This is a genomic window from Rothia sp. HMSC068E02 (assembly GCF_001813565.1).
Classification (GTDB): domain Bacteria; phylum Actinomycetota; class Actinomycetes; order Actinomycetales; family Micrococcaceae; genus Rothia.
Map to the genome: position 1 here is coordinate 490,293 of NZ_KV812882.1, position 10,916 is coordinate 501,208.

At 57.7% G+C, this 10,916-nt stretch carries 7 protein-coding genes and 3 tRNA genes; 5 read left to right on the plus strand and 5 right to left on the minus strand.

Going from position 1 to position 10,916, the window contains the following annotated elements:
* Nucleotides 1-118: 118 nt before the first annotated feature.
* The 4 genes from HMPREF2919_RS03700 to bcp form a co-directional block, all read right to left on the minus strand.
* Nucleotides 119-1,600 (minus strand): malate:quinone oxidoreductase, encoded by a 1,482-nt coding sequence (locus tag HMPREF2919_RS03700; RefSeq protein WP_070593906.1) that lies wholly within the window; start codon nt 1,598-1,600, stop codon nt 119-121.
* A 210-nt stretch (nt 1,601-1,810) separates the two neighbouring features.
* Complete coding sequence (locus HMPREF2919_RS03705) at nt 1,811-4,012, minus strand: ABC transporter substrate-binding protein (protein ID WP_070666278.1); 2,202 nt, start codon at nt 4,010-4,012, stop codon at nt 1,811-1,813.
* 149 nt (nt 4,013-4,161) lie between these two features.
* Nucleotides 4,162-4,243, minus strand: a tRNA-Leu gene (locus HMPREF2919_RS03710).
* Between the two features lie 201 nt (nt 4,244-4,444).
* Nucleotides 4,445-4,921: a thioredoxin-dependent thiol peroxidase gene (gene bcp / locus HMPREF2919_RS03715; RefSeq protein WP_049342150.1), complete on the minus strand. Its 477-nt coding sequence runs from the start codon at nt 4,919-4,921 to the stop codon at nt 4,445-4,447.
* A 199-nt stretch (nt 4,922-5,120) separates the two neighbouring features.
* Here bcp and HMPREF2919_RS03720 point away from each other — a divergent pair.
* Nucleotides 5,121-5,193 (plus strand) — tRNA-Lys (locus HMPREF2919_RS03720).
* A gap of 653 nt (nt 5,194-5,846) precedes the next feature.
* Here HMPREF2919_RS03720 and HMPREF2919_RS03725 read toward each other — a convergent pair.
* Complete coding sequence (locus tag HMPREF2919_RS03725) at nt 5,847-6,386, minus strand: hypothetical protein (RefSeq protein WP_005508644.1); 540 nt, start codon at nt 6,384-6,386, stop codon at nt 5,847-5,849.
* A 461-nt stretch (nt 6,387-6,847) separates the two neighbouring features.
* Here HMPREF2919_RS03725 and HMPREF2919_RS03730 point away from each other — a divergent pair, with 461 nt between their 5' ends.
* The 4 genes from HMPREF2919_RS03730 (at nt 6,848) to HMPREF2919_RS03745 (ending at nt 10,771) form a co-directional block, all read left to right on the plus strand.
* Nucleotides 6,848-8,650, plus strand: a complete 1,803-nt coding sequence (locus HMPREF2919_RS03730; RefSeq protein ID WP_070666281.1) for an acetolactate synthase large subunit — start codon at nt 6,848-6,850, stop codon at nt 8,648-8,650.
* Nucleotides 8,650-9,150, plus strand: coding sequence for an acetolactate synthase small subunit (gene ilvN / locus HMPREF2919_RS03735; protein WP_005505523.1), 501 nt, complete (start codon nt 8,650-8,652; stop codon nt 9,148-9,150). Before HMPREF2919_RS03730 ends, ilvN begins: the two co-directional genes overlap by 1 nt.
* A gap of 307 nt (nt 9,151-9,457) precedes the next feature.
* Nucleotides 9,458-10,486, plus strand: a complete 1,029-nt coding sequence (ilvC, locus tag HMPREF2919_RS03740) for a ketol-acid reductoisomerase (RefSeq protein WP_005508646.1) — start codon at nt 9,458-9,460, stop codon at nt 10,484-10,486.
* Between the two features lie 212 nt (nt 10,487-10,698).
* Nucleotides 10,699-10,771: transfer RNA gene (locus HMPREF2919_RS03745), tRNA-Lys, on the plus strand.
* The last annotated feature ends 145 nt before the right edge of the window (nt 10,772-10,916 follow it).

A 10,916-nucleotide genomic window follows, 5' to 3' on the forward strand; every position in this document is an offset into this window, starting at 1 on the left:
TTTCTGCGAGTGCAGATAGCTGACCTGTCGGTCAGTTAGAGAGGGTAACCGCCCCGAAAAGCCTCAAAAAAGGCTTGTCAGCTAGGGTATAAAGCTACCTGCTGAGCCTAACTGAAAACTAGTTGTGAATACCCAGAACCTTAGCGGTGTGAGCCATCAGCTCATCAGCCAGGTCGTGGTTATCGTTGAGCTTCACACCGTAACCGGGGATGAGCTCCTTCAGGCGAGGCTCCCAACCGGCAATCTTGGAGGGGAAGCACTTAGCCAGCAGGTTCAGCATAATCGGAGCCGCGGTGGAAGCACCGGGGGATGCACCCAGCAAAGCCGCGATGGAGCCGTCCGCTGCGGAGACAACCTCGGTACCGAACTGCAGGATGCCGCCCTTCTTCGCGTCCTTCTTCATAATCTGAACGCGCTGGCCAGCCTCGATGAGCTCCCACTCGCCGCCAACAGCCTCGGGATAGTACTGGTACAGCGACTCGAGGCGTGCGTTCTTGTCCTTGACCAGCTCGGAGAGCAGGTACTTAACCAGGGACAGGTTGTCGATGCCTGCGCGGGTCATCGGGTAGATGTTGTGCGGGCGCAGGGACAGCGGCAGATCCAGCAGGGAGCCCTGCTTCAGGAAGTTGGTCTTGAAACCTGCGTAGGGGCCGAACATGAGGGCGCGCTTGCCGTCCACGTAGCGGGTGTCCAGGTGCGGCACGGACATGGGAGGTGCGCCCACCGAAGCCTGACCGTACACCTTAGCGTTGTGCTGGTTTGCGGTTGCCTCGTGGGTGTTGCGCAGGAACAGGCCGGAGACGGGGAAGCCGCCGTAGCCCTTACCCTCTTCAATGCCGGACTTCTGCAGCAGGTGCAGAGCGCCACCGCCGGCACCCAGGAAGACGAACTTCGCGTTGATGGTCAGCGGCTCTTCCTTGTTGATGCGGTTGATAGCGTCAATGGTCCAGGAGCCGTTGGACTCGCGGTTCAGGTTGGTGACCTGGTAGCCGTAGCGAACCTCAACGCCCTTGGTCTGCAGGTGGTCAATCATCTGCTGGGTGAGGGCGCCGAAGTCAACGTCGGTACCTTCGGGGGACCAGGTCGCAGCAATGGGGTCGTTACCCTTGCGACCGTTGACGGTCAGCGGAGCCCACTCAGCGATCTTGCCGCGGTCGGTGGAGAATTCCATGCGCTCGAAGAGCTTCTCCTTGCGGAAGGAGTCGTAGCGTGCTGCCAGGTACTTGGAGTGGTCCTCACCGAAGACCAGGGACATGTGGGGGACCGGGTTAATGAAGTCTGCGTTGCCCAGAATCTTCTCTTCAACCAGGGATGCCCAGAACTGGCGGGAAATCTGGAACTGCTCGTTAATGTTCAGCGCCTTAGCTGCCGAGACGGTGCCGTCGGGGCCAGCGGGTGCGTAGTTGAGTTCGCACAGTGCCGAGTGGCCGGTACCTGCGTTATTCCAGGGGTTGGAGGATTCCTGAGCGGCCTTGTCGAGGCGTTCGAGCAGGACGATGTTCCAGGTCGGTTCGAGTTCCTTGAGGAACACGCCGAGGGTGGCGCTCATGATGCCGCCGCCGACCAGGACGACGTCGGTTCGTTCAGTACGTGCTACCACTGAATTCTCCCTTAGGGGTGCGGGTGCCCGGCCTGGGCACAGTGAATGTGGGGTACATCATCTAGCCTACTCCTTTTAGTGGGGGAGGCATAGCTAGAATCAGCAAATAACAGGAGAGTGTTGCAGTTCACACGTTAGCTTCCCCGGAGGGTAGAAACCCTCCAGGGCACGCCAAACACACACGCAACGCAACACTCAAACCTGAACTGCCTACAACTTACGCAGCTTACCGAACAGCTCAATCGCATTCTGCTCCGTCTGATAGCCCTGAACCTCACGGCTCACCGCCACCTTCGACGTCACATTCAGCAACGGAACCGCCGGCATGAACTGACCCAGCTGAGACACAACCTTCGCATACAACTCGCGCTGCGAATCCACCGAATCGGCAGAATCCGCGGTACGAATCGCCTCCAAAATCTCCGTAAAACGAGGCGACGGCGCAACCGCCACAGCAGTAGGCTGCGGCGAAGGCGACGCCGACGGGCTCGGCGAAGCAGAAGCCGAAGCCTCCTCCTCAGGCGTCAACGGGTCCGGCGAATAACTCGGCTGCGGGCTCGGAGTCGCAGAAATCCGCACATTCGAATTCGCACCACCCGACGACGGCACATCAGAACTCTTCTTCGTCAAACCAGTCGTCATATCCGACGGCGCATTCGCAATCAACGAACGCACCTGATGCTCAGCAATCAGCGGCGCCAACACCGGGCCAAAGAATGCGTACGGGTCACGGTACATGCCGTAGAAACCGGCCAGCGTAATACCGCGTTCAGAAGAAACCTCGCGGCTCTTCGGCAGATACTCAGCCCACGGCAGAGGCACCGGCTTAATATTCAAACCCACCTCAATCAGCGAAGCCACCATCTCCGAATACACCTTCTGAGGAGTATCCATCCACGGCAGAGAAACGTCAGCAGGGTAGTAGCACTCAATCACCTGATTGTCGTACCCAGCCGTCGCCAGCAGCGAGCGCGCCATATCCTGATTGCGGTCCGTGTAATCCTTCGCGTCATCAGCCTTAATGCGGAACGACGGCGAAATCAGCGTCTGCGCATCCGAGGTGCCCTGCGGGTAATACTGACGCAGCGCGCCACGATCCACCGCATGCGAAATAGCGCGACGCACCGAAATATTCTTCAACACCGGATGCGCCGTATTCAGGCTCAAATACACCAGCGAGAACGGGTCACGGCCCGGCGTCTGATAACCATCACGCGCCAACTGACCCAGATCAGAAGAATTCACCTGATCACACGCATCAATATGACCCTCCATCAGCGCAAAATAACGCTTATCCGACGACGTGAGGGTCGAAATCTGAATCTCATCCAGCTCAGGCGCCTGACCGTCAAAATGAGTATTCTTCAGCAGACGCACCGTGCCGTCCTTGAAAGAATCCACAAGGAACGCACCCGTACCCACCGGGTTACCCGTCAACTTCTGATCAGAACCAAACAGCGACGGGTCAATAATGCCGAACGCCTGCTGCGTCAAGATACGCGGGAACGCCAACGAAGGACGCGACAGCGTCACCACCACAGAGTTATCCTTCGCCACCACCGACGAAACCAGCGGCAAGAACGACTGCACCGCAGACGACTGAGCATCCGCCTTCTTGCTGGTCTTCTTATCATCCGGCTGAGTAGCAGCATGAGCGCTCGCAGAAGCCGATGCAGAAGCAGACGCGCTCGGGGTCGCAGCCTCAGAAGCAGTAGCAGACGGGGAGGCGCTCGCAGAAGCACTCGCAGAAGCAGACGGGGAAGCACTTGCTGACGGAGTCGTCGCACCCGACGGAGACGCCTGAACAGGCGCAGGCTCCACCGCCGAAGGATCAATAGAACCCGGCTTCGGCACACCAAAACCCCACGCAAACAAAGGCTGAGCAGGCACCGCATGAGCTGCAGTACCCTCACCCGTAGCCAACGCCTGCCACCTCTGGAAATTCTGCACCACAGCATCCGCAGTCAACGCAGAACCGTTACTAAAATGCGCCTCACGCAACACAAACGTATGCACCAAACGGTCATCAGAAACCGTCCACGCACTACACAAAGAATCCTGAACCTCAGGATCACCCGTGTAATGATTCGCCACCAACAACGTCTGCAAAACCTGCGCCGTCACCTGATACGTACTCGCCACAGGAAACAACGCCGGATCCAAACCCAACGGCGCCGCACCCTGCGCAAAACGGAACACACGACGCGCATCAGCAGACGACGCACTCGCCGAAGACCCAGCAGACGAACCAGCAGAAGACTGACCAGAACACGCAGAAAGCGCCAAACCAGCACTAAAAAGTGCGCCAAAACGCAAAACGGCGCGTCGACTCAAGCCACTCGAGCCGACAGTGGCTCGAAGCAGCGCATCAGAATTGCCAACAGCTGACGATGCATAAGGCTGATGCTGCACGGGAGGGTCCTCTCTTCCGTCGCGGATGCTTATCTCTCAGGATAACGGTTCAACACCCAACCGGGCGAGACACACCCACCCCGGTAAGGCACATACAAGAAAACCCGCCGCCACGAAAACCGTGACGGCGGGCCCAATGTAAATGTGTGTGCGCGAGGGGGGACTTGAACCCCCACGCCATAAGGCACAGGAACCTAAATCCTGCGTGTCTGCCAATTTCACCACTCGCGCGCAGTGTCACCCCACATCCGAAGATGCATGCGTCTGAGGCAACAAGAAATTAGTGTACACCAGGAACCAAGGTTCTCCAAGCCTTAAAAGAAGCGCCCATAGGGCAAAAAGCCCGCAAACACGCCGAACAACAGCCCCACACACGGAGGTGCTACACAGCGCCGCCGCCCCTCGCGCTACCCGAGCACAGAAAACACGACCCTACTTCGGGTCAATACCCAAATCACGACGCAGCTTCGCCACATGACCCGTCGCACGCACATTGTACTGAGCCACAGAAATAACACCCTGCTCATCAATCACAAACGTCGAACGAATCAGGCCCTCATACACCTTGCCGTAATTCTTCTTCTCACCCCACGCACCATACGCCTCAGCCACCGCATGATCAGCATCAGACAGCAGCGGGAACGTCAACGACTCCTTCTCTACAAAACGCGCAATAGCCGCCGGCGAGTCCGGAGAAACACCCAACACCACGTAACCCAACGACTTCAACGACGCCAAATTATCGCGGAAATCGCACGCCTCCTTAGTACAACCCGGAGTCGACGCCTTCGGATAAAAATACAAAATCACCTTACTGCCCGCATAATCACTCAAACTATGAGTAACACCAGCCGAATCAACCAGCGAAAAAGCAGGCGCCGGAACACCCGGCTCAAGACGAACACTCATCAATAACTCCTCAAAACAACAATAGGTATCAAGAAAAGGGGAGGGACGCGGGCGCGCCCCGTGCAATACACACAGTCTAGTGTCCCACACACCCCACCCAAATAATGTGTCCAGGCTCACCCTGAATCAACTTGCGCACACCATGAAAACTCGCGTATAGTATTTTTCTGTTGCAAGGGAAACCTTGAAAAACAAATAAGCGCCTCTAGCTCAATTGGCAGAGCAATTGACTCTTAATCAATGGGTTCTGGGTTCGAGTCCCAGGGGGCGCACTTCAAAGAAAATCCCGCTGATTCTTCGGAATCGGCGGGATTTTTGCGTTCCCCGAATAAATACAGTTTTTGGGTTTGAGGAGCTTGTGTCCGGCTTTGTTTCAGATGACGCGCGCCGCATGTTTCCTCCGCGCCTACGCAGGGGCACCCGTCACCCGGACGCTCCGCTCCTCCTTGCTTCGCTGCGGAGAGCGTCCGTATGACACCCTGAGGGCGCATCCGGAAAACGCGGCGCGCTACCGATGTGCCGCCCCGCTCCTCTTTACGTCCTGTGGTTCAGGGGTTCGTGGAATCCCGCCGGTTCGTTGGGTTGCGCGGTGGTTCAGTGTGTGCGCCCCGTGCCTAGCGAACTGGGGCGGGGGGAGGGCTGTCGCCTTTTAGTGTGTTGCTTGGTGGTTTGGTGTTTTGTGTGTGGGGCGGGGGAGGGCTGTCGCCTTTCAGGCTTTTGCGAGATAGCTAGTCTGGTGCGCGCAGAGGCGCCGGTGCCGTCCGTAGCGACATCAGGGTGCCCGAAGCGAAGCGAGGGCGGGTGCCCCTGTAGGAGCGAGGACGTGCACCGCCCCTCAAGCCAGCAACGTGGCAGACTTAAGGCACACGAAAGCCCGCCACCGTCATACAACAGCAGCGGGCAATCATTTCAAAAAGTCATAAAGCTACAGGACCGGCCAAATCCGCGTCACAAACTCACGGAAATCCTCCACGTCCTTACCCTGCTCCAACAGGCCAGTACCAAGGTGAGTTGCAACCTCAGCATTATCCTCAAACGACAAATAAAACGAGCTACCATTCACCGACTCAAGCGTCACTGCATCATCACCCACACGATACGCATGCAGAGCATTCGTATTATCAATCGTCGTAGCCGTACCCGCAGGCGTCAACGCCGGCAAATTCACCGGAGCAATAATCACCTCATCAGGCGCATCCTGATACCCAACAATAAAATGCTGCTGATCAGGATACTGATGCAACGCCAAATCAGGATTACGGTAAACCGCACGGCCCGTCGCATACACCAAATTGTATGCACCGTAATTAATAATCTGCTCGTCAAAAACCGGGTGCAGAACTCGGATAAGTTCCTCACCCGTCAAAAACACGTCACTCTCAACAGAGTTACGGGGGTCAACAACCTCTGCGTACTTACTTGCTTCGGTCAGCTCATCAGCGACCGGGATGATCGGTTCGGTCATAGCTTCAGTCTACCGGGGCAACCAACGAAGGTCACGAGTATTCGCGCATATTACGCGCCATGACGTCCAAAAATGCGAGTTTTTCTCACCTGTTCAAATGAACACGTGGGAATGTGTAAACAAGTGCAATGTGTCCACATCATGAAAGAAAGTATCTGACCTGCGCCTTTATGAACAAAAACGGGCGTGTTGCTCGATAGAGATTTGACTCACCCCTTCTTGGGGCGCACCATAGAAGGGTGAAGACAGCAATGTTCCAGCGAATTCTACGCCTTGTCGACGTCGCCTAGGGCGCGTGGCAGGGTCTATTCACTGCGACTGAGCGCCCCTACCGCTACCACCAACAGCGAGGGGCATTTTTTATAGCTTGGTACCCCCGGGCATAGGATGCGTGAGGATCACACAAACCCCACGCAGAACATTGAGTACAACGAAGAACCATTAAGACACGAGGCATTTCCATGACCATGGGATTTTCCACTTCTGATGACGCGGCAAACGCTCCCGCAGAACGCATGACCGGTTCTCAGGCAATCGTCCGCACCCTCGAAGACCTGGGTGTGACTGACGTATTCGGCCTGCCTGGCGGCGCAATTCTGCCGACCTATGACCCCCTGTACGATTCCAAGAAGGTCCGCCACATCCTGGTCCGCCACGAGCAGGGCGCAGGCCACGCAGCTCAGGGCTACGCAGTGTCCAGTGGTAAGACCGGCGTGTGCATCGCAACCTCCGGCCCCGGCGCAACCAACCTGCTGACCGCAATCGCTGACGCAAACATGGACTCCATCCCCCTGGTCGCAATCACCGGCCAGGTGTCCACCAAGCTGCTGGGCTCCGACGCATTCCAGGAAGCTGACATCGTCGGCATGGCAATGCCCATCTCCAAGCACTCCTTCATGATCACCGACCCGCAGGACATCCCCCGCGCGCTCGCAGCAGCATTCCACATTGCATCCACCGGTCGCCCCGGCCCCGTGCTCGTGGACGTCACCAAGGACGCACAGGTTGGCATGATGGAATACCGCGGCATTCCTGAGGATCTGGAGCTGCGCGGTTACACCCCCGTCACCCGTGGCCACTCCAAGCAGATTCACGAAGCAGCTAAGTTCATCACCGAATCCAAGCGCCCCGTCTTCTACGTCGGCGGTGGCCTGGTCCGCGCAGGTGCTTCCGAAGAGTTCCACAAGCTGGCTAAGCTCATCGGCGCACCCGTCGTCACCACCCTGAACGCTATCGGTGCATTCCCCGACTCTGACCCCCAGAACCTCGGCATGCCCGGCATGCACGGCACCGTCCCCGCCGTCGCCGCAATGCAGAAGTCTGACCTGCTGATTACCCTCGGTGCACGCTTCGACGACCGCGTCACCGGTAAGCTCGACTCCTTCGCACCCGAGGCTAAGGTCATCCACATTGATGTTGACCCGGCAGAAATCTCGAAGATTCGCTTCGCAGACGTGCCGATTGTTGGCGACCTCAAGTACGTACTGCCCGAGCTGACCGACCTGCTCTCCACCGAGTTCGCAGACCAGCTGCCGAACCTCACCGAATGGTGGAACGAGCTCAACGCAATCCGCAAGGACTACCCGCTCGGCTACGAGAAGCCCAACGATGGCCTCGGCTCCCCCGAATACGTCCTCGAGCGCATCAGCGCCCTCACCGGCCCCGACGCATACTACGTCACCGGCGTTGGCCAGCACCAGATGTGGGGTGCACACTACATTCAGCAGGAGAGCCCCCGTCACTTCATTAGCTCCGCAGGCCTCGGCACCATGGGCTACGGCGTTCCCGCCGGCATGGGTGCAAAGGTTGCACACCCCGAATCCACCGTGTGGATCATCGACGGTGACGGCTGCTTCCAGATGACCAACCAGGAACTGGTCACCTGCGCACAGAACAACATCCCCGTCAAGGTCGCTATCATCAACAACTCCTCCCTCGGTATGGTGCGCCAGTGGCAGACTCTGTTCTACAATGAGCGCTACTCCAACACCGATCTGAAGGACGGTCACGGCACTGCACGCATCCCCGACTTCGTGAAGCTCGGCGACGCATACGGTTGCGCCACCTTCCGTTGCGAGCGCGACGAAGACGTGGACGCCACCATTAAGGCTGCCCTGGAAATCAACGACCGCCCCGTGGTCATTGACTTCACCGTCAGCCCCCACGCACTGGTCTGGCCCATGGTCCCGGCAGGCGTTTCTAATGACAAGATTTGGATTGCGAAGAACACTTCGCCCGAGTTCGATCGTGAGGGAGAGAACTAATGTCTCAGCACACTCTGTCCGTTCTGGTAGAAGATAAGCCGGGCGTTCTCACCCGCGTCTCCGGTCTGTTCTCCCGCCGCCTGTTCAACATCCTCTCCCTGGCTGTGGGCCCCACCGAAAACCCCGGTGTTTCCCGCATCACCGTCGTAACCGAAGGTGACGCTCACACCATCGAGCAGATTACTAAGCAGCTGAACAAGCTGGTTCACGTGCTGAAGGTCGTCGAGCTTCCCGCCGACTCCTCCACCCAGCGCGGCCACATCCTGATTAAGGTCAAGGCCGACGCAGTTGCTCGCCTGCAGATCGTTCAGGCAGCTGACCTGTTCCGCGCATCTGTGATTGACGTTTCCCCTGAGTCTGTTGTCATCGAGGCAACCGGTTCTGAGGAGAAGCTCAACGCACTGCTGGATGTTCTGGAGCCTTACGGTGTTCGCGAAATTGTTCGCGCAGGCACCATCGGCCTGGCACGTGGCCCCCGCGCCATGAGCGAGCGCATCTAGCACAAAATACCTGACGCTACATTCCCGTAGCAGTTCTCCCGCCCGCACAACCGAAACACACGTATTCGCAGTGCGGGCGGGGGAGCATCAGGTACTCTCTATTTCTTTCTCTACTAGGTGATTTCTCTACCTAGGCACCCCAATACCAAAGAAATAGATGCAGTACCCCATAAACTCTGCAGGTTATAAAATCTTGAGCCACAATCTGAGAAGTGCTCTCGTAAACCTGCACCCCAAAAGCTATCAAGTAGAATAGTCAATGTTGAGCCCAGCCTGGGCCGCATACCAAACTTACTGAGGAGAAGAAATGGCAGCAACCATTTTCTACAACGACGACGCAGACCTCTCCCTGATCCAGGGTCGCACCGTAGCAGTTATCGGCTACGGCTCCCAGGGCCACGCACACGCACTGAACCTGCGTGACTCCGGCGTGAAGGTCATCGTCGGTCTGTCCGAGGGCTCCAAGTCCCGTGCCAAGGCTGAGGCAGAAGGCCTGCGCGTCGCAACCGTTGCAGAAGCAGCAGCAGAAGCAGACGTCATCATGATCCTGACCCCGGACCAGGTCCAGGCAAAGGTCTACGCAGAGAGCATCGAACCCCACCTGAAGCCCGGCAACGCACTGTTCTTCGCACACGGCTTCAACATCCGCTTCGGCTACATCACCGCACCCGAGGGTGTCGACGTGGCAATGGTCGCCCCCAAGGGCCCCGGCCACACCGTCCGCCGCGAATTCGAAGCAGGCCGCGGCGTTCCCGCCCTGGTCGCAGTTGAGAAGGACGCATCCGGCGAAGCACTCGCACTGGCACTGTCCTACGCAAAGGGCCTCGGCGCAACCCGCGCAGGCGTCATCAAGACCACCTTCACCGAAGAGACCGAGTCCGACCTGTTCGGTGAGCAGGCAGTCCTCTGCGGCTCCACCTCCCAGCTCGTCCAGTACGGCTTCGAGGTTCTGACCGAAGCTGGCTACCAGCCCGAGATTGCTTACTTCGAGGTCCTTCACGAGCTCAAGCTCATCGTTGACCTGATGATCGAGGGCGGCATCGCTAAGCAGCGTTGGTCCATCTCCGACACCGCAGAGTACGGCGACTACGTCTCCGGCCCCCGCGTGATCTCCCCCGAGGTCAAGGAGAACATGAAGGCTGTCCTGGCAGACATCCAGAACGGCAACTTCGCAAAGCGCTTCATGGAAGACCAGGCTGCAGGCGCACCCGAGTTCAAGGAACTGCGCGCAAAGGGCGAGGCACACCCCATCGAGGCAACCGGCCGCAAGCTGCGCGAGCTGTTCTCCTGGAACTCCGTTGACGACGACTACACCGAAGGTTCCGTCGCTCGCTAAACGGTAGCTCAGCAATAGCTTTCTAAGAATCCGGCGTTCCACCCACACCCCGCTACAGGGGGAGAGGTGGGGCGCCGGATTCTTGCTGTTTCAAGCTGAACAGCAGCACTTAACAGGTATGTGATGCAGTTCATGCTCACTTGAGTTGCGGGTGTCTATAAAATGCCGTATAGTATTTACTTGTTGCAGGGGAAACCCTGAAAAACAAATAAGCGCCTCTAGCTCAATTGGCAGAGCAATTGACTCTTAATCAATGGGTTCTGGGTTCGAGTCCCAGGGGGCGCACTTCAAAGAAAATCCCGCTGATTCTTCGGAATCGGCGGGATTTTTGCGTTCCCTCTGAAAAAGATTTTGCTGGGCTTGAGGTATAGATATTTCCCCTTGCTCCTACAGGGGACCCGTCCTCGCTTCGCTTCGGACACCCTGATGT

Bases quoted from the DNA above. Each gene is read 5' to 3' on its own strand.
- HMPREF2919_RS03725 (WP_005508644.1), bottom strand. From the start codon at position 6,386: ATGACCGAACCGATCATCCCGGTCGCTGATGAGCTGACCGAAGCAAGT.
- HMPREF2919_RS03730 (WP_070666281.1), top strand. From the start codon at position 6,848: ATGACCATGGGATTTTCCACTTCTGATGACGCGGCAAACGCTCCCGCA.
- bcp (WP_049342150.1), bottom strand. From the start codon at position 4,921: ATGAGTGTTCGTCTTGAGCCGGGTGTTCCGGCGCCTGCTTTTTCGCTG.
- ilvN (WP_005505523.1), top strand. From the start codon at position 8,650: ATGTCTCAGCACACTCTGTCCGTTCTGGTAGAAGATAAGCCGGGCGTT.
- ilvC (WP_005508646.1), top strand. From the start codon at position 9,458: ATGGCAGCAACCATTTTCTACAACGACGACGCAGACCTCTCCCTGATC.